At 57.9% G+C, this 23,322-nt stretch carries 20 protein-coding genes and 1 pseudogene; 5 read left to right on the forward strand and 16 right to left on the reverse strand.

Annotated features, from left to right (window positions below; translation table 11 throughout):
* On the reverse strand, positions 1-1,014 hold a 1,014-nt coding region (locus ACM6IQ_RS23880; protein WP_414880005.1), incomplete at its 3' end, for an LLM class oxidoreductase.
* Positions 1,015-1,391: 377 nt separating this feature from the next.
* Between ACM6IQ_RS23880 and ACM6IQ_RS23885 the strand changes: the two genes are divergently transcribed.
* Positions 1,392-1,829, forward strand: a complete 438-nt coding sequence (locus ACM6IQ_RS23885) for a nuclear transport factor 2 family protein (RefSeq protein ID WP_414880006.1) — start codon at positions 1,392-1,394, stop codon at positions 1,827-1,829.
* Positions 1,830-1,890: 61 nt separating this feature from the next.
* Positions 1,891-2,241: a hypothetical protein gene (locus tag ACM6IQ_RS23890; RefSeq protein ID WP_144425272.1), complete on the forward strand. Its 351-nt coding sequence runs from the start codon at positions 1,891-1,893 to the stop codon at positions 2,239-2,241.
* A 51-nt stretch (positions 2,242-2,292) separates the two neighbouring features.
* Here the strand turns inward: ACM6IQ_RS23890 and ACM6IQ_RS23895 are convergent, their stop codons facing one another.
* From ACM6IQ_RS23895 to ACM6IQ_RS23910, 4 genes are all read right to left on the reverse strand, one after another.
* A complete protein-coding gene (locus ACM6IQ_RS23895) occupies positions 2,293-3,915 on the reverse strand; it encodes an acyl-CoA synthetase (RefSeq protein ID WP_017338345.1) in 1,623 nt (540 codons plus the stop codon).
* 132 nt (positions 3,916-4,047) lie between these two features.
* Positions 4,048-5,604, reverse strand: a complete 1,557-nt coding sequence (gene gcvPB, locus ACM6IQ_RS23900) for an aminomethyl-transferring glycine dehydrogenase subunit GcvPB (protein ID WP_414880007.1) — start codon at positions 5,602-5,604, stop codon at positions 4,048-4,050.
* A complete protein-coding gene (gene gcvPA, locus ACM6IQ_RS23905; protein WP_414880008.1) occupies positions 5,601-7,004 on the reverse strand; it encodes an aminomethyl-transferring glycine dehydrogenase subunit GcvPA in 1,404 nt (467 codons plus the stop codon). The genes gcvPB and gcvPA overlap by 4 nt, the downstream gene beginning before the upstream one ends.
* 36 nt (positions 7,005-7,040) lie before the next feature.
* Positions 7,041-8,207 carry an ATP-NAD kinase family protein gene (locus ACM6IQ_RS23910; protein WP_414880009.1) on the reverse strand — a complete coding sequence of 389 codons (1,167 nt, stop codon included), beginning with the start codon at positions 8,205-8,207 and terminating at the stop codon, positions 7,041-7,043.
* A gap of 160 nt (positions 8,208-8,367) precedes the next feature.
* Here ACM6IQ_RS23910 and ACM6IQ_RS23915 point away from each other — a divergent pair, with 160 nt between their 5' ends.
* Positions 8,368-8,952 carry a TetR/AcrR family transcriptional regulator gene (locus ACM6IQ_RS23915; RefSeq protein ID WP_414880010.1) on the forward strand — a complete coding sequence of 195 codons (585 nt, stop codon included), beginning with the start codon at positions 8,368-8,370 and terminating at the stop codon, positions 8,950-8,952.
* A gap of 31 nt (positions 8,953-8,983) precedes the next feature.
* Entirely contained in the window at positions 8,984-9,901 is a 918-nt protein-coding gene (locus tag ACM6IQ_RS23920) for a helix-turn-helix domain-containing protein (protein ID WP_414880011.1), read from the forward strand.
* On the opposite strand, the gene ACM6IQ_RS23925 is transcribed toward ACM6IQ_RS23920, so the two are convergent.
* From ACM6IQ_RS23925 to ACM6IQ_RS23970, 10 genes and pseudogenes are all read right to left on the reverse strand, one after another.
* Positions 9,846-10,610: a cytochrome c oxidase assembly protein gene (locus ACM6IQ_RS23925; RefSeq protein ID WP_414880012.1), complete on the reverse strand. Its 765-nt coding sequence runs from the start codon at positions 10,608-10,610 to the stop codon at positions 9,846-9,848. The two genes, ACM6IQ_RS23920 and ACM6IQ_RS23925, sit on opposite strands and share 56 nt — an antisense overlap.
* Positions 10,611-10,667: 57 nt before the next feature.
* Positions 10,668-12,644: a primary-amine oxidase gene (locus ACM6IQ_RS23930; RefSeq protein WP_414880013.1), complete on the reverse strand. Its 1,977-nt coding sequence runs from the start codon at positions 12,642-12,644 to the stop codon at positions 10,668-10,670.
* A 346-nt stretch (positions 12,645-12,990) separates the two neighbouring features.
* Complete coding sequence (locus tag ACM6IQ_RS23935; RefSeq protein ID WP_414880014.1) at positions 12,991-14,397, reverse strand: APC family permease; 1,407 nt, start codon at positions 14,395-14,397, stop codon at positions 12,991-12,993.
* Positions 14,398-14,479: 82 nt separating this feature from the next.
* A complete protein-coding gene (gene ucpA / locus ACM6IQ_RS23940; protein ID WP_238588298.1) occupies positions 14,480-15,313 on the reverse strand; it encodes an SDR family oxidoreductase UcpA in 834 nt (277 codons plus the stop codon).
* A 42-nt stretch (positions 15,314-15,355) separates the two neighbouring features.
* Entirely contained in the window at positions 15,356-16,354 is a 999-nt protein-coding gene (locus ACM6IQ_RS23945; RefSeq protein WP_017338335.1) for a helix-turn-helix domain-containing protein, read from the reverse strand.
* Between the two features lie 426 nt (positions 16,355-16,780).
* Positions 16,781-16,987: pseudogene (locus tag ACM6IQ_RS23950) on the reverse strand (SulP family inorganic anion transporter); the annotation flags it as partial.
* 129 nt (positions 16,988-17,116) lie between these two features.
* Positions 17,117-18,043 (reverse strand): Gfo/Idh/MocA family protein, encoded by a 927-nt coding sequence (locus ACM6IQ_RS23955; protein ID WP_414880015.1) that lies wholly within the window; start codon positions 18,041-18,043, stop codon positions 17,117-17,119.
* 69 nt (positions 18,044-18,112) lie between these two features.
* Positions 18,113-18,733 (reverse strand): DUF4157 domain-containing protein, encoded by a 621-nt coding sequence (locus ACM6IQ_RS23960; protein ID WP_414880016.1) that lies wholly within the window; start codon positions 18,731-18,733, stop codon positions 18,113-18,115.
* A gap of 77 nt (positions 18,734-18,810) precedes the next feature.
* Entirely contained in the window at positions 18,811-20,196 is a 1,386-nt protein-coding gene (locus tag ACM6IQ_RS23965) for a J domain-containing protein (RefSeq protein ID WP_414880017.1), read from the reverse strand.
* A gap of 6 nt (positions 20,197-20,202) precedes the next feature.
* Complete coding sequence (locus ACM6IQ_RS23970; protein ID WP_414880018.1) at positions 20,203-21,894, reverse strand: Hsp70 family protein; 1,692 nt, start codon at positions 21,892-21,894, stop codon at positions 20,203-20,205.
* A 220-nt stretch (positions 21,895-22,114) separates the two neighbouring features.
* On the opposite strand from ACM6IQ_RS23970, the gene ACM6IQ_RS23975 reads away from it, so the two are divergent.
* Entirely contained in the window at positions 22,115-22,276 is a 162-nt protein-coding gene (locus tag ACM6IQ_RS23975; protein WP_414880019.1) for a DUF2986 domain-containing protein, read from the forward strand.
* Between the two features lie 162 nt (positions 22,277-22,438).
* Here ACM6IQ_RS23975 and ACM6IQ_RS23980 read toward each other — a convergent pair whose 3' ends face one another.
* Positions 22,439-23,188, reverse strand: coding sequence for a glucose 1-dehydrogenase (locus ACM6IQ_RS23980; protein WP_414880020.1), 750 nt, complete (start codon positions 23,186-23,188; stop codon positions 22,439-22,441).
* Positions 23,189-23,322 lie beyond the last annotated feature (134 nt).

Below are 23,322 nucleotides of genomic sequence, written 5' to 3' on the forward strand. Positions count from 1 at the left end.
AACTGTGGTTCGCACCTTCAGTCTGGCACTCAAGATGCCGAGGTGAGGAGGAGTCCATCCCATTGCTTCTGGATAGTTGCCAGCAAAATAAGGAACCACGTACTCCCCCAGCTCCTGAACGACTTCGTGCGCAGGGCGGCGACCGTATTTGAGATTCAAGCCGACATGGTTGACCCCTATCTCTCTCAACGTTTGCAGGTAATGGATCAGGAAACGATGGCCTGACCTGAATCCGAGATGAATAGGCGTGGCTGCTTCTTCCGGATCTGGCGAGAGATCAACATAAAGTGACTGCGAGAATGGCTTGAAACCTTGAGTCAACGACCGCCATTTTTTAATCGTCACTGCCTGTTGCACCACGTCCTGCGGATAGTAGAGCCAACCGTCGGCATGATTGGCGATCCACTCCAGCGATTGACGCGAGTGTCCCGTAACCATAACAGGGATGGTGCCCAGTAGAGGCTTGGGTAGCAGGTCTGCGACGGACAGTTCTACCCTAGACGTGGAGATCCTTGGCGACTCTTCGCTCCATACACGGCGCATCACCGCCAATGCTTCCTGAAACAATTCATGGCGTTTTTCGAGAGAGGCGTTGAAGGCCGAGAACTCGGTTGGCCGGTCCCCTGTCGCAAGACCAAGCACGAGGCGCTGTCCCGACAGTCTGTCTACCGAAGCTGCTGCCTTGGCGAGATGCAAGGGATGACGCAAGGTCGAAACGATGCTGCCCGTCGCTAGCGCGATACGGGTCGTCTGCGCCGCCACATATCCCATGAATACCCATGGGTCATAAATGTGGCCCACATCACCGAACGAAGGAACATTCAGAGGAACATCCCTGAAATACACGGCCGAAAATCCGTAGCGTTCCGCCATTTGCGCGGTACTGATCTGTCGCGCTAAATCCATCTCCGGGATAGCCCCTGCGTAGGATTCAATCGCGAAGTAAAGCCCAAGAGTCAGGTGCCCCTCGCGGTACATGGCCGAGTATCCGCGGTGATCTTTGAAGTCATGCATGTTTGACAATTGATCCAAGTGAAGAAGTGCCGCATGCATCATCCTGGCCAAGCCTGGTTGGGCAGAAGCTTGCTACATACGCAATGTATGCAGAGCAAAATACAACATACAACATACAACCCGTATGTCAATCGACAGATGTGCCCCTTCACCACAAAAAATCCCCTGCTGCTCAATCGATTTCTACGACAACCCAGCCTTCCATCGCTCCAGGTTTTACGAAAAAGCATTCGGTATGCATGCCGCTTGACATGCGTAGCGTATGTTAAATAGCATTACTAACATACGCATCGTATGAAAAATTCCGCCGCACGGACGCCATACCTTTATCACCCGCAGAAAAGTTCCAACACCACGTAAGCCAACAGGGAGTATTCATGATCGACAGTCTCGTTGGGTACCAGTCGCCCTCCATGATTTCCGACACCGCGACCCGGGAGTCACTCAATGCCTTTATCACGAAAGTCCTGCAGGGTTTTTCCACGCCTAGCTCGGACGTCGCCAAGTACTTCACCGATCCGGACGTCGCGATCGCCGGCTCAGGCCTGGACGAGTTCTTCATGGGGACCGAAGCGGTACAAAATGGCATGACGTGGGTGACCACCCTGAACATCCGATGGGAACCACGACTGGTGGTGTCCTGGATACGCGGTGACATTGCCTGGGCGCAGATCCGAATCGACGGCCACACGTTTGAAAACGCTGAGCCAACGGTCGTCCAGTACGTTACGACCGGGGTATTCCAGCGCAAGGGCGACGGCTGGACCTGGTTGTACTGGGGTGGCAGCGAACCGCAAAAAGTAGCTCGGCTGTAATCAGATACTGCCGCAAGTTCGACCAGATCCGAGGCCGTTAACTCCTAGCATTCCTTTACAGATGGACGACAACGGTGGTCAACAAACGAGTGGATTGCCGCCTACGGCCAAGGTTCGTAATCCCCCAACCCAGCCTGTTTACCCCACCTCGATTTCCCGTCCCCTGCCCACCATCGGTATTGCACCGGAGGCCCAGATGCCTTTTTTCAGAACCTATGCCTTTCATCTCGACAATGCTTCGCTTGAGAAGTATTGCCGACCCGCTGATTTTTTTGCCTGCGATACGTTGATGCAGGAAGAGGTCGGCGAGCTTGGCGTCCCCCACGCCAATAAAACCTGCGAACAGGATCTGCAAACGCTGAAGCCTTCAGCCAACCATCAGCCTTCTCCATTTAAACTGGAGAGAGGCTGATAGCCTTTACCGGCTACTCCAGCTAACGCGCTCTAAACTTGGGCACTCTTTTCAGAGTGCCTTGGCCCAATCGCGCAACAAGTACTTCTGGATCTTGCCTGTCGATGTTTTCGGCAACTCGATGAACACCACGGTTTTCGGCAATTTGAAGCCCGCCAGATGTTCACGACAGAACAGGATGATATCGGCTTCCCGGGTGTTCTGATAATCGACTTTGAGCTTGATGAAGGCGCAAGGAGTTTCGCCCCACTTTTCGTCCGGACGGGCGACCACTGCGGCCTCCAGTACTGCCGGGTGACGATAGAGAACGTCTTCGACCTCGATGGTGGAAATGTTCTCGCCGCCCGAGATAATGATGTCCTTTAGGCGATCCTTGATTTCGACATAACCGTCAGGGTGACGCACCGCCAGGTCGCCGGTATGGAACCAGCCGCCTTCGAACGCTTCACTTGTCGCTTCGGTGTTCTTCAAATAGCCCTTCATGATCGTGTTCCCGCGCATGAAGATTTCGCCGACACTTGTGCCGTCCAAGGGGACCGGTTCAAGGGTTTTCGGATCGGCAACCATCAGCCCTTCCAGGGTCGGATAGCGCACGCCCTGGCGCGACTTGATCCTTGCGCGCTCATTCAGCGGTTGCTCGTCCCACTGGTCATGCCAGGCGCAAACGGTCACCGGGCCGTAAACTTCAGTCAGCCCATAAACGTGTGTGACCTTGATGCCCATCTCCTCGACCGCACCGATGACTTTGGCCGGCGGTGCGGCGCCCGCCAGCATGGCGTCGACCGGATGATCGAAGGCAGCCTTGGACGAGTCTGGCAGATTGACCAACGCATTGAGGACAATCGGCGCACCACACAAATGGCTGACCCGATGTTGATGAATCAAAGTGAGGATTTTCTGCGGATCGACCCGACGCAGGAATACATGAGTCCCAGCCAACGCAGTCACCGTCCATGGATAGCACCAGCCGTTGCAATGAAACATCGGCAAGGTCCACAAATACACCGGGTGGTGCCCCATGGCCCAAGTCATCTGATTTCCCAGTGAATTGAGATAGGCCCCGCGGTGGTGGTAAATGACCCCCTTGGGATTCCCCGTGGTGCCGGATGTGTAGTTGAGCGAGATGGCTTGCCATTCATCCTCAGGCCATTGCCAGGCGAACTGTGGATCACCTTCAGCGAGGAAGGCTTCATAGTCCAGCGTGCTAACCGCGCTGCCTTCGCCGTACTCCGGGTCGTCCACATCGACAACCAGTGGCGGATGAGAGAGCAAGCTCAAGGCTTCACGAATAACAGCGTGGAACTCCCGATCGGTGATCAACACCTTGGCTTCGCCGTGCTCAAGCATGAAGGCAATAGCTTGCGCATCCAGCCGCACGTTCAGGGTATTGAGTACAGCGCCGATCATCGGCACGCCAAAGTGGGCTTCGAGCATGGCCGGGATGTTGGGGAGCATCACTGCCACGGTATCGCCCTTGCCGATACCCCTCTGGCTTAGTGCGCCAGCCAGGCGCCGGCAACGTTCATAGGTCTCTTGCCAGTTGCGGCGGATGGCGCCGTGGATCACGGCGGGATACTCACCGTAGACAGAGGCTGTACGCTCGATGAAGCTCAGCGGAGAAAGGGCGATATGGTTGACTGCCGAGGGCGCCAGGCCCGTTTCGAAAATCGACATGAGGTTATCCTGTGGGGAAATCACCAGCCTGTTTTACTGTGCTGGAAACCTCCGATGGCTGATTGTTAGCTCTGATCAGGTTTCAAAACGGCCCCGCCTGATCAACGGGGCCGCTGCGTGCAAACGCCAGGTTCAAGCAGTCTGTTGCTTGGTTTTGCGCAGGTGCGCACGCCAGGTCATGGCCCAATGAGCCGGGTCTTCCAGCGGTGCGCTCTTCAACCGGTGAATCGCCTGGTTGTGCGGCGAGGTCTTGACGATCGCCGGATTCGAGTAAGCCTCGTCGGATATGTGCGCAAGCACCGCAATCCAGGTGTCCAGCGCCTCTTTACCGTACATCTCGCCTGCCTCGGGGGTGAACGGCTCCGGTACCAGCCACGGGTGGTGACTGCTCCACATCGGATCAATACCGAAATCGCTCATGCGGTTTTGCACGTCATGGACGTCGACTCCGGTTTCCTCCTTGAGTTGCTCAAGGCTGTAGCGCGTCATCTCCATCCGGTGGCTTTTAGCCTCAGGGTGTGAACGAGTCACGCCACGAATCGCCAGCAAGCCTTTTTCCATGTAGTTGTTGGCCAGTACCGAAATGTCCGACGCCTCAGCCATCCCTTTTGCGCCCATGGCGCGGGACCAAGCGTAGGCCTTGAGGATGACCGGAACGTTGCCCCAGAACTCGCGGATCTTGCCGGCACTCTGCGGACGGTCGTAATCCAGGCTGTATCGTTCACCGTCAAAGGCCACCACCGGTGCCGGCAGGAACGGTGCAAGTTCTGCCGAACAACCATAGGCGCCCACCGCCGGGCCTCCCACTCCACTTTTCGGTGCGCCGAACGTCTTGTGGAGCATGAACATGCACGCGTCGAAACCGAGCTCTCGCGCACGAATCTTAGTCATCGCGCCGTTGAAGTTTGCATGGTCGTAGAAGCACAGACCGCCCGCTTCATGCACCACGCGCACCCACTCACGAATTTCCGGGTTGTACACGCCCATGTCGTCGGGGTTGTTCACCATCAGCGCTGCCGTGCGGTTGGACACGGCGGCCTTCAGGGATTCGAGCGACGGGTAACCGTTCTCTTCGATCATCAGGGTGATGACCTTGAACCCGGCGGCAGCTGCCGTCGCGGCGCTGCTGGGGTGCGTCTGGATGGTGGTGATGATCTCGTCACGCTGCTCCAGTTCGCCACGGGAAGCATGGTAGGCACGGGTCACCGCGCAACTGGTGTACGCCGCGTCAGCACCGCCGCCTGCCTGGAAGATGAACTGGTCCATCCCGGACAACTCGCGCAGGATCGTGTCCATGCCATGCACGACTTCGAGCGCGCCTTGCAGGGTGTCCTCGTCCTGATGTGGATGCACGTGAGTAATTTCAGGGCGCCATGCCATCGCCTCGTTGATCTGCGCGTTGTACTTCATGGTGCAGGTGCCGAACAGGCTGATGTTCATCATGCCCAGGGTCTGCTGCGACAGGCGCAAGTAGTGATACAACACCTCGGGCTCGGACAGTTCCGGCAACGTCGGTTTGCTGGAGCGCCTCATGTTCGCGGGAATCAAATCGACGGCACTGCCGACAGCCGCTTGCACGTCAGCCTCAACGTCGGAAAAGATCACACCGCGACGGCCGGGATAGCCCATCTCCAGAATGACGGGTTCGCTCCAGACGGGAGCATGGTATTCCTTGAGTGGAGTGCTCATTGTGCGATTACCTCTTTAAGTGCAGCAGTCAGGCGCTGAATATCGGCTTGTGTGTGAATCTCGGTGACGCAGTACAGGGCGCTGGCCCCAAGCGCCGGAAAGTCGTGAGTCAGATCTTTGCCGCCGAAGATTCCGAGCGCGAGCAACTGCTTGTTGATGTCCTTCACGCTCAGCCCGGTGGCGTCGAAATTCACCACGAACTCCTTGAAGAAACCGGAAGGGAATGTCACTGCCAGACCGGGAACTTCACTCAGCAACTTCGCCGCGTAGTGAGCACGCTGCAGGATGAGATTGCCTACATCCTCGAAGCCCTTTGGTCCCATCATCGCCATGTAGACGGCATTGGCGATGGCCCACATGTAGACCGAATGACCGGTCCAGTCATTGCCCTTGTCACGCAAGCCGTAGGACGATTGTTCGAACAAGCTCAGGCCAAAACCATATTCGCCGGGCTTGGTGGTTTCGGCGATGCTGATGAACAGCGTCGGGTATTGGTGGGCGTACAGTTCTTCGTCGCGGGTTGCAATGAAGCCGCTGACCCCGCCACCACAGTTCATATGCACGCCGAGCGGCTGAGTGGTACCCACCACGATGTCGGCGCCGAAATCAATCGGTGCGGCCAGCACGCCGAGGGAGATCGGATCGACCCCAACGATGACTTCGGCACCCGCTGCATGGGCAATGGCGGAAATTTCGGCCCCTTGCTGTTCGATCACACCGAAATAAGACGGTGTTTCGAAATAGACGGCAGCCGTTTGCGCGCCGATCGAGGCACGGAGGTGATCAATATCGAGCAAGCCGGTTTTCGGGTCAAAGTCGACGAGTCGCACGACGATGTGGCCCGGCATTTCCACGGGTTCGCAGTAATTGCGGATGATGGAAAGCCGCTCAGGATCGATGGCACGGACCACCGCCACTTCGCTGCGCCCGGTAATTCGGGTTGCCATGCGAATGGCGTGACCCGCAGCGCAACCCCAGCTGCGCACCGGCAGGCCGACCAGATCCATGTTCAGCAGCTCGCCGAGCTGGCTGCAGAACTCGAACCAGGCTTGATTGCGACCGTGGTCGGAGCTCGGCTCACCAAACACCGAGGTCAGCCATTCATTACGGCGCACGACTTCGTCGCACGCTGCCGGAACGTGATGCTGCCAACAGCCGGCACCCAGGAAGTTAAGGTTTTGCTCGCAGGTCTTGTTTTTCGACAACGTGCTGAGCAGATGCCGACGCAGCTCGCTCTCGTTGAGCGCCGGCGGCAAATCAATCGGACGTTGCAGGCGGTGTTCATTGGGGATTTGCTGGAACAACTCCTCAATGCTGTCTACACCGATCGAGTCGAGCATCTCCTGTTTGAGTGCAGGAACAGAGTTCGCCATGTAGGGGTGGGCGACATGATTACTCATGGGGTTATCCTCGTTTTTATCGGATGAAACAATTGATCAGGATCGAACCCTGAAGAAGACGGACCGGTCAGGCCCTGTGTGCACGCGTATGTGGCCGCTGAGCATGGCATCGACTTCGGCGTCACCCGTGTCGACGCGCAAGCAGCCGGTATCGAGGGAAAGGAGCTTGTCCATCGAGGTGATCACGATGATGTGTTCGCGCCCTGCCCGGCGGATGACCTCGGCGCTGATCTGCTGGTTGCCACGGCCGAACAAGCTGCCGTGACCGCCCAGAACGCCAACGATGATGCGTGTCTCGTACCCTTCCATCAGACGGATCAACGCGTGTTCATTGAGGTCGGCACCCACCAGCGCACCGTCCATGACCGCGTCTACGCCCAACAGCGTCGACGGCAGGCCGAGCTCAGTCATAATGCGTCGCGTGGTGGTGCCTGGTCCCAGCAGGTATAGGCAGCCGGGTTTCATGTCCCTGACAACCTGTCGGGACACGGCGTCGAGCGCCATGTTTTCGTTGGCCAAGGAACCGGCCTTGGCGTTTTGCGTCAGGTGACGTTGGTGCGGGCTGCGGGCGTAGCCATACAGCCGCGCCGACACCTGATCGTTGCGCATGGCAGCCTCGTCGATGTCCATGACCTCGGCTTCGCGAAAGCGCACCGACGAGTCGCCGGCAACGAAGCGTGCCGCAAGATGTCCAGCGTTCTGCGGATTAGTGCCGAACACGGCGGAATACATCTTCACACCCGTAGGAATACCGAGGATCGGTACGCGATCACTGACCTTTTCCAGCACATCGCGCGCGGTGCCATCTCCGCCGGCGAACAAAAGCAGATCGACCGAGGCATGCGCCATGACGAGCGCGGCATTTCGGGTGTCATCGGGCCGGCTCGCTCCCGGCGACGACGTATAGACGACAATCGGGTCGAGACCGGCGGCGCGCGCGACATCTTCGCCCAGCTCACCCGAGCCGGTGATCAGCCGGAATGACGTCGTCGAAGCCGCCAGACGCTTGAGCGCGATCAAGGCCCGATCGCTTGAAACGGGTTGCGCACCGCGGCGCCTTGCTTCCTGCAAAACCTCGACCCCATCGGTGCCCTTTAGCCCCACGCGTCCGCCCATTCCGGCGACCGGGTTGAGGATAAATCCCAGGGTTTTCCCCTGACCTGCGGGGTGCAGTGAAATATCGGAATCGCGCTGTTCACGCATTGCTCGGTATCCTGTGCGAAATGGCGGGGCTCCCGAGGCTGAGAGCACACAGCTCAGACTCATTGCATACGCCTCGTATGTGATACACAATACGACATACGCGAAGTATGTCAACTTACATACGCAACGAATGTTAAATTCTTTATAGGGAACACGACCGATGGCGCAGAAGCGTGCGGACATGATCGCGGAGACTTGCGGCAAACTGATAAAGGCGGCGCGAGACGCATTTGCTGCGAAGGGATATGCGGAAAGTTCGATGGACGATTTCACCGCTCAAGCGGGTCTGACCCGGGGTGCGCTGTACCATCACTTTGGCGACAAAAAGGGCTTGCTACAGGCCGTCATCGCCCAGATAGATGGAGAAATGATGGAACGGTTGTCGGTCATTATCGAAGAGGCCAGCACAACCTGGGACGGCTTCATCGATGAGTCCATCGCCTACATCAAGATGTCCCTGGAACCTGAAATCCAGCGCATTCTCTTCCTCGACGGGCCAGCGGTACTGGGCGACCCGTCGCAATGGCCGAGCCAGAACGCGTGCATCCGAAGCACCCAACGCAGCATTCAAAAGCTGATTGACGAAGGAACGATCCGCGTGGTCGACACCGAAGCGACGGCGCGCCTGATCATGGGTGCCCTGCTCGGCGCTTCCTTGTGGATTGCACATGCTGAGGATCCCCAGACCGCCTCTGAAAAAGCCGTCGAAAGTTTCCGGGCATTGGCGTCCGGATTGCTGCTGTAAGGACAAGCGACAGGCGTAACGGTGCCGCACGATGCACAGGCAGACTCAACACTTCGACGAAATCATCGAACACGCCGCATCACTGGCGCACTGGTCGCAACACTACGACAAGCTGACGCCTGGTGCTTTTCACGGTGCCCTGCAGGACGTGCAACTGAACGGCGTCCGATTGTTCCGTGAAACCCTGAGCAGCGCTGTTGCCCAGCACACGCACACGCCTGCCCAGTGCATAAACCTGCTGCTGCCGGTGAACCTGCCGAGTCAGCCCGACGTGGCGCCGAATCGAAGCCTTCTTGCCGACGGGCTGAACTTCCTGCCCTACGACGACGATTTTTTCTTCGTCACACCGCCGGACACTGACTACATTGTGGTTTCGTTAAATTGCCAGGTGCTTGAACAACTGTTGGTCGCTGAGGACGTTGAACTGTTCTACCGTCGACCCAGGGGTTACGGGATGAAGCTGTGCGCCGGGGGTCTACAAGGTGCCCAGGTTGCCATGACCGGCCTGCTTGATCAGCTCCAAACCCTTGACGACCTCAATGATCAAGCCCTTCAGAACTGCGTACTCGATACGCTGCTCGACTTGCTGGAGCCGCAAAACCCGGTGCGCTTACAGGGACTGGGCGGCAGCCACCAGCACATTGTCAAATACTGCCATGAGCGCGTGCTGCAAAGCCCTGCAGGGGAGTCGCTGTCGATCCTGGACTTGTGCAGGGAGTTGAAGATCCCCCGCCGCACGCTGCATTACAGCTTCGAAAAAATCGCCGGCAGCTCGCCTCTGACGTATCTGCGCGCCGTCCGTTTGAACGCCGCCCAGCGCAGCCTTACCGAGCACCCGGCCCCCAGCGTCGCCGATGTGGCGTACCGCTGGGGGTTCACCCATCAAAGCTATTTCAGCCAGGAGTACAAACGCCTGTTTGCCCATTCACCCTCGGCCCAACGGCGTTGATAGTCGGCACAGGTTTGCGATGCATAACACGATCGACCCACAGCAGAAGCAACGCCGACAGGCACATCAGCGCGCCCCCCAAAAACTGATCCAGTTGAGCACTCATGTTCCCGACACCGTGCATGTGCATCATCGAGTGACCGTGCATGGGATACAGAGGTGGACTGAGCAGCAGCATCAAACCGACCAGCACTTGCGGTAGCGCCACCCCCAGGCTGAAGCTCCACTGCTTGCGCAAGGGAACATCCGCGCGCTGGCAATAACGCCCCATTACCCGGCACAACCACAACCCACTCACGGCCATGGCCCATTTCATCAGCGCATACAGCGTGGCATCGTCCATCAATCGTTGATGCAATTGCGGCAGCATCCATACGCCGCTCATTGCACCAAACACGATCACCACCCAAATTCGCACCGCCCTCCCTTCCTTTGTGAAACCCGCTTCACTGGCCGGCTCCCGGGCGACGGCAAACAGTAAAAGGATCGGCGCCAGGTGATGAATCAAAGCGCTTTGCAGGCAGTGCAGCCAGACGCTGTGGCGCGCAGCGGCGTCCAGCGCCGGCTGCATGCCCAGCAAAAACACCAGCGCAGCACCGCCCAGCAACAACGGTTGACGCTTCCAACCCTTAGGCCCTCCGCTCACCCAGCAAACAAACACGGCTATCGGCAATAACTCCAGCCAGGCCCAACTCGAAAATCCAGACATGACAACCACCCTCGACCCAAGCGCAGAGCGCTTGGGCATTCATCGATAGAGACCTGATCAGGCGTTGTGTTTGCAGCAACTGGCCGGCTGACCGTCCTGGACACTGGCGTGGTCCCTGCTCGCCGGCAAGTCCATGGCCGGGTTGCCGTTGAAGAAGTTATTGGGCTTGAGTTTGAACCCGACGTATTCCACCGGCATCACCGGGAAATCCTCCGGTTTGCAGATGTGGGTATGGCCAAAGGTGTGCCATACCACCAGATCCTGGTTCTGGATCTCGCGGTTGTTCTGCGTGTACAGCGGGAGGCCGTCACCCCGATGCTGGTTGGGGTAATCGCCGGAGCCGTAACGCTCGCCGGGCGCGTAAGGCGTCACCCACAGGTGCTTGCTGGCAAACCCTGCACGTCGACCAAACGAGCTGTCGGGTTGGGCGAGCATGACCGGATTGTGCTCGGCCATCAGCTTGTAGCCGGGGTGATTGCCGACGGCGTTCTTGACGTTCGGATTGATGATTTTCCAGAAGCGCCCGGTCTGGCCGTTGGCCTCACGGGCGGCGTCCAGCTCATGGGTAAACGTGGTGGTCACACTGTCGAAGACGTTGCCCCAGGTATTTCCCTCGCCTTGCGGGCGCGACTGGAAATTGGTTTCGGTCACAGAGTTGTGCTCGCCATCCACCATCATGTGCAAACGCGCACTGAAAAAATGCTGGTGGGTCGGGCCATAGAACTCGGGCGTGACCATTCCGCCCCCGCTGGCGGGGCGTTGACCGGGAGCCAACGCGGCGGTCTGGATGATCCCGGTCAGCTTGGCTTCGAGTTGAATCGTACCGTCCTGATAGAGGTACCAGAAAAACCCATAGTCGTAGTTGGCCACGGTGCAGAAGAAGCTGATCACCAGGCGCCGGGAGCGACGCATTTCGAACACACCGGTACGAAACTCATAGTGTTTCCACAGCGTGCCGTAATCTTCCTCGTGCATGCAGATAGCGTTCTTCATGACAAAAGGTTCGCCCTGATCATTGACCGAAGGCACATCGAAATAACGAATCGCCCCCAGGCAATCACAGCCCAGCTCCAGTTGGTTGGCCAGACGACCGAGCCCGTATTCGCCGCCATCGAACGCGCATTTCCAGTAATGATTGAGCTCGTTGTCCGAATAGGGAACGCCCATGTCGGTGACACTGGCGCGATAGAGGATCGGGCGCACGACGTCACCGTCCTTGTAGCCCAGTTGGTGCAGAACCAGACCTTCGCGCGGCGTGAAGCCGACGCGGAACTCCCAGTTCTGCCAACTCACTTTCCAGTCATCGACGGTGAAGCTCACGCCCTCAGGCTGCGTGATGTGCAACGGTTTGAGTCCGTCACGCGGCTGGCCCAGGGACGCGGAATCGTAGTTGATCGTGGCTTTGGGAATCGGCGTCAGACGACCGTCGTCCAACAGCTCGATGACCTCGCCTTTGTTCAGGTCGATGATAGCAACCAGTCCTTCGATCGGGTGGGCGTAGCCGTTGTCGGTCAGCTTGTCTCGGTAGAACGCGACACCGCGCATCAACCGCTTGCCCTGATAACGTTCATCATCGCCGAAATGCCCGAATGACCAGGGATCGATCTGTACGTTTTCAATATCGGCATCGGTGAGGCCCCGGCGCTTGACAGCCGCACGCCACGCGGGGTCGTTTTGCACAGCTTCCACGCACAGGTCGAACTCCTCAATCATGATCGGTGCATGACCCTGGGTTTCAATGTCGACCGCTTGCCAATCGACAAGGGTTTGGCTGTTCAAATCAACCAGCGCTTCGAAGGTGTTGCCCGTCAATTTGTCCAGCACCAAGGCAAATGCACGCCTGGAAAATGCCTGGCCTGGCACATGGGCCAATACCTCACGCTTATCCGGCTCGGCGAGATGCAGGTACGGGAAGCGGCATTTGTCGTGAAGGTTTTTTTCCCGTTTCAGGATGCTGCTCGCCAAAGCAAGCTCCTCTAGCGAAAGCGGGTCAAGCGGGTGGGTCGCGGTGGTTATTTTAAGATTAACGTTCATGCTTCGTACTCTTCCAGTCAAATGTACTTTTGGGTTTAAAGGCATTCAGACGATGAAGAAACTGCAGCACTGCGGTAAGTCGGCCTATAAAGACTACGACCAACTACCGCAGGCGCATTAACACAAATTGGCAGAAACATAGCGGGCACTCGCCAAACTAAAAGAGCTGGCATGTTTCTGGCTTTTTAATCGCTCAAGGCACAGCGGATAAATGATCCGGCAACGCTGCGGTCAGGTCGGCAACCCTCCTGCGCGTTCCAGTTATCCAGACTTTAGTCATCACTTCGCACTATCAAAGAGCAACCTGCACTAATGCGGTGCTTACAGCGTCCGACGGACTGTTGAATTAATTGTTCTTTGAACGGCCTTTAATCACGCCGTAAAAGAACAGCACCACCAGAAGTAATGGCGTTCCGTTCACCCAAGCGGATTCACTGCCGGTCAGCAGCCCGTAGTTCTCATAGATCAAGTAAACCGCCACGCTAAGCCCCGCCAGTGCAACCAGTGGGCTGACCAAGACTTTGAGATACTTGCGAGAGCTGACTTTCTTGAAATGGGCAACCACTGCCAGCGAAATGAATGCCTGAAGCCCGATGAGCCCAATCGTTCCCAAAGCCAGCGTCACCGGGAAAAGGAAGACAAACGCGTCGTAACCCAGCGACGATGGGACGGCGATGCAGACTGCAACCACCACCGTTACTAGAAGACTCGCATTGGCCGGGGAGTTTTTTTGCGGATGAATGTTCGATAGCACACGCGGCAAATGTTTATCTTTGGCCAGCACATGCACGTAGCGAGTGGCCGCGTTGTGCAGCGACAACAAACAGGCAAAATTGCTGGTGCACAGCATGATCGAAACAAGGGTGGCCGTTGTGCCTCCCAGGCGTGTCGAGAACAGGTTGATGATCAGTTCGCCTTGCGCCGATGCCGCTTCGCCCTTGATCGCTTCTACCCCGATGCCACCTACAATCAGCCAGATAATCACAAAGTAAGCGACAGCCACCAAGGCTACTGCGAGACGCGTGGCACCCGGAATGGATTTTTCCGGCCGCTTGGCTTCCATCGCATACAGCGCTGCGGACTCGACACCGAGGAACGCTGCCAGCGCGACCATCATTCCGACCCCGAGGCCGGGCGACGTTATTGCATCAATCGATACCGCTTCAACTGGAAACGCAGCGAGGCCTTTATCCATGAAAATGGAGATACCGAGCAGAAACAGCATGAAGAACTCAGCAAGCACCAATGGCACCAGGATCTTCGCGGCAAAATCGATGTTCGCCCGGCCTAGATAAGACGTCAGCGCCATGAGCAACAATGTCCATGACGTCCAGCCAATATCCACGCCAAATGTTTGCAAGGTCAAATTGGTGTAGTAGCCCGACACAATGGCCAGGGCAATGGTAATTGCCAGGTAGGACGCCAATGCTACCCATGCCGCGCCCGCGCCAACTCGCAGGCCAAACACCACCGATAGATACTTGTAAAACGCGCCTGCACCCGGGATCGCGCGAATTAACTCGCCATAGCCGACCGAGAAACAAACCATCAAGAATCCGGCCACCAAAAATGTTCCGGCCAGCCCCGGACCGTTGCCAAGTTGAAAGCCGATGGGCGCGGCTGTGAGAACAGCGCCCAAAGGTGCGGCGGCGGCAATCACCAACAATGCGATCTGATAAGTACCCAGGTTGCCCTTCAGCTTTTCACTGACTATAGGCGCCTCTTCATGCAGGGATTCGGTTAGCTCTGTCATCACAAAAGCTCCACTCTTTTATTGTTATGGATCACGCCAATGGGTCGATGCAGTAGCGTCCTTGCTGAAAAACTCACGTGGGTTACATCCCGATGCTGACTGTCTCAGGCAGCGTGCTGGCACCATCGATCACGATTTGCGCACCGTTGATGTAACTGGACTCGTCGGATGCGAGGAATGCCGACAACTCACCGACTTCATCGGGCCTGCCCAGGCGTTTCATGGGAATGGCTGTGGCCAGTTCATCAAGAACCGACTTCGGATCGTCCGGATTGACTTGCCTGGCGACCTGCTCCGCCATCGGTGTCCATATGAAGCCCGGGCAAATGGCATTGACCCGAATGTGATGGGGAGCCATTTCCACCGCCAGCGCCTTGGTGAAGCCAATCAGCGCGGACTTGGACAAGGCATAGGCCACCTCACCCGGATCGGCCGTCAGGTCACCGGTGACGGACGACATGACGACCACCGCACCGCCGCCGGAGTTGATCATGTGCGGCAGAACCGCCCGGGCGGTATGCCATGCACCTTTGACGTTAACGTTGATGTGCAAGTCGAGATCGGCATCGCTGGAATCCAGAAACTTCGCCAGTCGGCAAACGCCGGCATTGCAGACCAGCGCATTCAAGCGGCCAAAACGCTGCATGCCTTTTTCGGCAATCAGGCGCATGGCCTGCGGATCGGTCACATCACCGACGTGCGCAAGTACTTCCACGCCGTAGGTATTTTGAATCTCTGCTGCCACTTCATGGATCGACTCATCAAGATCAACCAGGATCAAGCTGGCCCCATATTTTGCGTAGATGCTGGCATGAGATTTCCCCATTCCTTTTGAAGCCCCGGTAATCAAGGCCACTTTCCCGTTCAACTTACTCATGATGTCCTCCGGTTTTTTTGAACAAAAAAATCCCGTCATGCCCGGGTCGTGTCCCCGGGCATGCTGTTTCACAATCAGGTATTAAGTAATTACCGTCGAACGATGGTTCTTAAGTGTTTCGGACGGCCGTTCGCCAAACAGATGTTTGTAATAGACGCTGAACATGCCCATATGCCAGAAGCCCCAATTGGCGGCCACTTCACTAATCAATGTTGGCTTATCGCTGGAGACAAGTTCTGCCCTGACGCCGTTCAAACGTATGTAGCGCAGATAAGTCACGGGGCTGATACCCAATACTTTGTTGAAGGCATAATGCAGCGAACGATGACTGGTGCGCAGCCCCTCACACAAATCGGTCACCGTTAACGCTTCACTTTTTCTTGAAAGAATATAATTGCGTGCACTGTCTACAACATGGCGATGAATGAACTGCTCTGCGTGGGATTTCTTCGATACGGGCAAGTCTGCTGTCATGCCAAGGAGCAATTGCATGATGTCGAAGGTGAGTTGTTTTTTGGCTGACGCCGATTCGAGAATTGAAGGATTGTCCTCGACGGCACGGAAAAAGTTATCAAAGCCTTGCCGGAAGGCTGCACATTTTTCGGGCGCCAGTGCACTGACTTCCTTGGTCAGCGCGATGACACTCTTGTCATCAAACTCATCATCCAGCGAGTATTTCCTGAAGGCTTCAACATCGACGGATGCACCATAAATATCCGAATAGCCGGGGGTCTTGAATTTGAGTTCGGAATCCGGCCGGAGAAAGAACACGGAATCAATGCAATCGAGCTCTTTACCGCACCAGTAACCGTGGCCGCGCAACGCGATGGGAATGCCCAAGGCAAACTTGCCAGGCAGGGTTTGCCCATGTTGATCCACCGCTTGATTCATCACCTCACGGAAAATCTGCACCACACCCACGGAAATTTCAGTGACCGAACCTGCGAATTGCCCCGGGCTTATCTGCAGGTACTCTTGCTGCCACTCCGACAAAGAGTTCGCCAGCACATTGGCGTCGGTGACAGAAACGCTCTGTAATCCTGCTTGCTGAGATTTTTGCTGGACCGGTTGCGATCTCATGGCATATCTCCTGGGCGCATCAGTGTTCTTTTTATTATTCGAATGGCGGCTTTACCGACTATCGAGCCTGTGCCTCGCGTCCTATGCTCAATGGCTACAGTTTCAAATTTACACGATGCTTATTGAGCCGGGGGGCAAGGGGCCCGAGATTGCGCATTTTTTTGATAGCCGCGTCATCCGGTTGCAACGGCGGCACCACTCACTGCCCCCTCGTTCTCCCAATCCGCCAGATCAACCGGATGACTCTGCACATACCTGCCAACGGCATCGTCTAGCGTGGGAAAATCCGTGCCTCCCCAGTGACGTGTAAACCCCGAATCGCTTGAACTCACCTTGACTGGGGTCTTTCATCTCGGTCACGCACAATGTGATGCCCGCTGCGCGCTGGGTTTCGTCCACTTCGGCCAGAATGTCGGCCAAGCTCACATCCACGTAGGTTCTGGTCCGCGCCGCGTAGACGCGAGACAGTAGGTTGGTGTCGGCGAACGAAACCAGCGCCACGGCGCAACCGACAATCAGCATGGGAACGATATTGGCGTTGGTAATCCAAGGGATGGTAAATCCCGGCATCCCTTGTGGGAGAGAGCCGAGGACCGACAGCCCGGAGCTTGCTGCAAGGTCCGGCACAGCCAAGCCAGACTTCTTTCTCCCGAGGCATCTCTTGGCTGAATTTTGCAGTTGCTGAACGTCAACTATGGGTCGATGGCCGTCCTTGGTGTCAGACAACAATCGCCCAAAAACACTCACTCACCCATGCCGCCACTAATCATAAAACGGCTCAACCGACATCCGGCTCCCGACAAAAAAGCTGTCTGCAACCAAGCGCAGCGGCTGGAGATCCAGGTCGCTGGCCTTGTCGCCAATCAACTGCTGAAAATGTCGATACACCGCCGCGTACTCACCCTCCTCCGATACAGCCTGGCGCACGCCGTCGATACTCAACAGTGCGCCGCCGTTGTCCAGTCGCAGGAGGCCTTCGGTGCAGCGAATCTCGATGCTCCAGAGTTCGTCATGACCGTGGTCGAAATCGAACTCCGCGCGGACATCGAGGTGGCGCGCGTCGGACATTTTGATGGACGCGGCGATTGGCGACTGGCAGTTGCTCGGGACGCGCAGTTCGGCAGACTCGACAAACAGCGGCAGCGCCAGCAAATGGGTGGCAATCGACAAGGCGTTGATGCCGGGATCGAAGACGCCCAGGCCGCCGGGTTGCCAGATCCATGCCTGGCCGGGGTGCCACTTGCGCACGTCTTCCTTCCAGTCGATCTGTACGCTTTGCAGGGTGCGGGTGGCCAGCCAGTCACGGGCGGCTTCGATGCCGGGCGCGTAGCGTGAATGCCAGGCAAACAGACCGCTGACGCCTTGCTCACCGACCAGATTCACCAACGCCATCGCTTCGCCCAAGGTGGCGCACGGCGGTTTTTCGACCAGCACGTGTTTGCCGGCGGCCAGCGCTTGTCGCACCAGCGCGAATCGTCCTTGCGGCGGTGTGCAAAACGCAATTGCATCCACCGGCGGACCGTTTTCGAGCAGCTCACCCAGAGACTGAAAGTTCTCTACCCCGGCGCAGGGCTGCCCTTGCGTTGCGACAGCGACCAACTGGAAGGCCGGGTTGGCGTTGATAGCGGGAACGTGTTGATCCTGGGCAATCTTGCCGTAGCCCACCAGACCGAGACGGATTGGTTGCATCAATGACTCCTGGTTTTATTCTTGTCTTGAGAAGCGGATCAGCAAGAGTACGTTTGTCTGCCGGGGAAGTCATCGAGGATGTGCCGGGTTTTCGTGATCATTCCCTTCGCGCACAAAACGTCTGACTTCAGCCTGTATGGCATAAGCCGGCGCCTCCACCGCATTGAAATCCTGTGTATAGCGCTGGGCAAAACCTTCTACTCCCCATTCCTGAAACTGCTGCACATGCTTGAGTTCATGAGCCCAGAGCACGACGTTCTGTTCTGCGGTCTGGGCGTCCCGAAAAAGGATGATGTCGATCAGCGTCACGGCACCCACATCGGGGTTTTGCAGCATGGCAGTGGCGGCGCTGAACTGGCCGATGTCGCTGACTTTGTAGTGCGCGGTATCGAGAATGCCAGGGGCGTACCAGCGCAGCAGTTGCTCGCGGATGTGCGGCGGCATGGGTTGAAGGCCGGCGTTGGCTGCCTCAGCGCGGGCCTGGGTCAGCCACAGCGCCAGGGCAGGTGCCGCGATCTGATAGATGCCATCAGGCACGGGGCCGAGCACCTGCCCGAGGTCTGGCAGGCAGATGCAGCCGTCCAGGCACACTTGTTTTTCGCCAGCCGGACAGGCGTTGTTCTGGGCTGGCACTTCAAGCGCCAGGCAAAGAACCAACAGCGCCGCCAGGCGCGTGGTGATAGACGGCATTCAGACCTCCAGGGACGGAAGCAGCGCGATCAGTGGATCACAAGTGATCGACGCCACGCACCCATTGGCGCCCCCTCCTAAACAACAGCCTGCAGATGCAAATGTATCCAGACCGCCATCGCCGCCACGGCCATCAGAACCAGGATGCCTTCACGCTTGAGCATGTGCCAGGGCAACCGCCCGACCTTCAGCTTGATTGCTCGCAATGCCCGAGCGCCCAGCGAGACCTTTCCGCCACTCAGCGCTGAATTCGTGAAATAAATCGTGCCGAGGAACACCACCACCGGGCTGACCCATCGCAGCCACGGCACATTACCGGACCAGGCGCACGCCAAGGCTGCGGGCACTGCACTGGGCAGTATGTGTCGAAGCACCAGGAGCCCGGCGCCTTGCCGGTACCAACGGCGCGGGAGCAACCATCGGCTAAGCAGCACATCCAGCCGCCCCGCCGCCACGGCCACCATCGCCCAAAACTGGTAGGCCTTCATGCCGAACCACATCAATACCGGCATCATCAGCGGCAGTATAACCACGGAGGCCAGCCCATTCCTTTTCGCCGGCACAGCAAGCAAGGAAGAAACAACCAAAGCGGACAGCGTCAGCCACAGGAAAAGATAGACCCCTCGATAGCTTGAGGCCGGCAACCAGTCCCGCCAGTTGTCGAGTGGTTGCAGCCCAAGACGTTGGGGCACCTCGGGGTATTGGTATTCGATGGTTTGAGCGAGCTGCGTAAAGCGTTGCCAGTCGAGGCCGGTAAAGTAGTCGGCCATTCCACGACGGCGGTGGTCACTCATGGGTTTGAGCAGCAAGGCGGCCGCCTGCCCATGGATTTTATCGGCGTCGAATCTGGCCAGATCGCCGCGTACGGTCTCCTCCATGGCTTGCACCTCGCACCGTCGGATCAGTCTGTCCCAACGCCAATACTCGCAAGGAAGGGTGCCCTGGGCCTCGTCCCACCCCATGACCTTGCACACGCCATCGAAGAAGGCTGGCGACCATTGCGGGGCGGATTCGAGCCAATCCAGTACGCTCTGCTCGAATTGCTGGCGGCGCTCGAAAGGTATTAGCCAGTCGCTGGCCATCCAAACGCGCAGCGCGTCCACGAGCTGACGGTCTTTACCCTCGGCCAACCACTGCTGCATTTGCCCCATGGACGGTTCCGGTGGGCTGATGGCCGGTGTGATATCGAGGCGTTCCAGGGGGATGGCTAGCGGGGAGACTTCCGCTGGCTGGGGGCATTCAGGGGTTGGCGCGCTGACGGCGATCGGGGCCTCAACGACTTCCTCATCCGCCTGCGCGCGCCAGCGAGCCTCGGCCAGCGAGGCTTCATAGGCTTCACGCAGGCGCTGGAACTCATCGGGGTTTTCGTCCGGGCGGTGGGTTTTGAGCAGCCGCGCATAGGCGCGCTTGATGCTGCGTTCGTCCGCATCCGGGGTAAGGCTGAGCAATTGCCAGTGGTTCATGGTCGCTTAACCCTCTCGCTCGAAATGAGCAAGGCGTTGAGTAATGTCGCTGCGGGCTTCGCGTATCTGGCGTTCGTCCTGAGTGTCGAGCATTTGCTGGAAATGGTTCGCCAACCCGGCAATAAACTGCCGGCCATCGCCGAGGCTTTCCTGATACAAGCGGTCCAGTCGGGCCAGCAGCAGGGTGTTGATCTGCTGATCGCGGGGGTGCACTTTCAGCGCTTCGAGGGCAGCCAGACGCTGGGCGACTTCTTCTGGAGCCAGTACACCCGGGTTGTTCTCGATGACCAGCCGGCGGGTTTCGCCGTTGATCGGCAGGTGCACCTGGGCTTCGAGCAAACCGTTGTTGTCGTAGGTGAAGCGGACATCCAGGGTGACTTCACCGGCCTTGCGCGGCGGCACGGAGATTTCCAGCTCACCGAGGAAAATATTGTGACTCACCAAGCGGTTTTCGCCCTGATAGATACCGAGGTTGACCACCTTCTGGTTGTCACTGAGGGTCGATACCGTACGGGAGCGGCTCACCGGCACCACGGTGTTGCGCTCGATGATCGGCAAGTAGTGGCCGCTTTGGAAACCGGCACCTGCCTGCACCGACGTCTCGATTCCCAAGGTATAAGGGCACACATCGGTGAGCACCACTTCTTCAAGGGAGGCATGGCGCGCCAGTAGCGCCGCCTGAATGGCCGCACCCTGCGCGACCACTTCGTCCGGGTTGAGCTGCATCGCCGGGATTCGCCCGAACAGCGCCGCGACCAGCTTGCGCACCAGCGGCATGCGCGTTGTGCCACCGACCAGCAATATTTCGTTCAACTCCGCGACCTTGATCCGGGCGTCGCGGAGCGCGCGTTCGATCGGGGCGCGCAAGCGGTCCAGCAAGGGACGGAAGATGTCCGCAAGGTCGGCCTGGGTCAGTTCAATGCTCCACTCACGCGCTTGCTCGCGAAGGGTAAAGCGTGCGGTCTGCGCCTGCCCCATAGCGTGGCGAACCCGCTGCGCTTCTCGCCGCAACCGCTGTGCGGTGGCAGGGAGGGCCGTGTCTGGCAGGTCAGCGGCGCCGATTTTAGCGATGAAAAACTCCACGAGCAGGTCATCGAAGTCTTCACCGCCAAGGAAGTTGTCCCCCGCGCTGGCGCGAACTTCCATGACGCCTTCGAACAGCTCCATGACGGACACGTCAAAGGTGCCACCGCCGAGGTCGAACACCAGGAAGGTCGCCTCGTTTCGCTGTTGAAGCCCATAAGCCAGGGCTGCGGCGGTGGGTTCGTTGACCAGTTTTTCGACTTTCAGCCCCGCCAGTTCGCCGGCGATACGCGTAGCCTTGCGCTGAGCATCGCTGAAATACGCAGGCACGCTGATCACCGCTTCGTGAACAGGCTCGCCCAAGGCACGCTCGGCGTCGGCCTTGAGACTGCGCAGCAGCATCGCCGAGAGTTCTTCCGCGCGGTAGGCGCGCCCGCCGAGTAGGGTTTCACGGGCGCTGCCCATGTAGCGCTTGAACAAAGACGCGGTGAGGTGCGGGTGGGTGTGCAACCGCTCGCGGGCGATATCCCCGACCACCAGTTGGCCATGGTCGTCGAGGCCAACGACGCTCGGCGTGAGAAGGTTGCCCACGGCATTGGGGAGTATTCGGGCACGTTCGCCATCCCAGGCAGCCACGAGGCTGTTGGTGGTGCCCAGGTCGATACCAATGATCACAGTCACTTTTCCTTAAATGACGCGGCCGGGCAGCAGAGCGCATGGGTCGCAAGGTCAGTCATTACAGTCGTACCGGTGGTACGCAAGTCTATGGCTGGGGATATCGGCAACGCTGGCGCTAGCTTTAACATGCTCGAAAACGCGACGAAGCCCTGTCACTCCCTGGGCCTCGCACGCAAACCTCTGTCATCATTGAAGAACTGACAAGCCGGGTACAAACATGAATCGTCAAAAAAAAATAAAGCAGTTATTAAAGGCTCACGCCAAAAAGGCCAGCGCCAAACTGGCACCGAAAAGCAAGTCGAAATACATCAGCAAGGCTGACCGGTTGAAACTGGATGCTGAATCCAGTCAAGACTCAGACACTTCCCCTGAGAACTGATCTGCCTGGCTTGAACACCACCAACGCTATGGCAATGCTTTACCGCTCTCTGCAAGCGTGTGCCGCCGGCAGGATCGAGGTCGCCAATGCGACACCGGAACGCCAGGCGAAGCTCGATGCTGCGGGAGCGTTGATGTCTCTGTGTAGGTTCAATCAGCCGTGTCAATAACCAACACCGCGAACACCACCGGAAGCCCTGATGGATTCGCCTGTCACCCAGTGCGAGTCGTCGGACGCCAAAAACACGGCCAACGGTGCGATATCTTCGGGCTCGCCGAAGCGGCCCAACGGAGTTCCCGCGAGAAGTTTTTCGCCCAACTCACCGGCAAAATTTCCGTCTGTCGCGGGTGTGTTCGTGTGCCCGGGCCGGATGGCGTTGACCCGGATGCCACGCGTTCCCAGCTCCCTGGCCAATGCGAGGGTCAAGGTATCGACGGCGCCCTTGGTCGCCGAGTACACACTCGAAGCCAGGTAGGGGTCGGTGCTGAGAATTGAGCTGATATTGATAATGCTCCCCTTGGGACCCAGCAGTTTGACAGCCTCTCGCACCGAGAGAAGGTAACCCAGCACATTCAGATTGAATTGCTTATGGAAGGCTTCCTCTGTCAGGTCATCGATCATCTGGAACACCGCGACACCTGCGTTGTTGACCAGGATATCCAAGGTCCCGAACTTCGTCCGGACCGTGTCAAACAGGCGCACAACATCGGCCGCCTGGCTCATATCAGCCTGTAGGGCGAAGGCTGAGCCGCCACGCTCCGCAATGTGAGCAACCACCGCATCGGCGTCGCCCTTACTCGAGGCATAGTTGACGATGACTGTTGCGCCCTGCGCACCCAGTGCCTTGGCAATTCCGGCACCTATGCCTTTGGACGCACCAGTGACAACCGCTATTTTTCCTACGAGCTTCATAAAGTGACCTTCTTTGAGTTAAGTGATATCGCATCGAGCGTTCGCTGCTATCGCGCCAACAACGGGAATGCAACGAACCTCGTGTCATCAGTATTCCGGCAACGAAGGGGCCGACGTTTGCCGGTTACTCGCGC

Source organism: Pseudomonas sp. IT-P100, assembly GCF_949767185.1.
In the GTDB taxonomy this organism is placed as follows: Bacteria; Pseudomonadota; Gammaproteobacteria; order Pseudomonadales; family Pseudomonadaceae; genus Aquipseudomonas; species Aquipseudomonas fluorescens_B.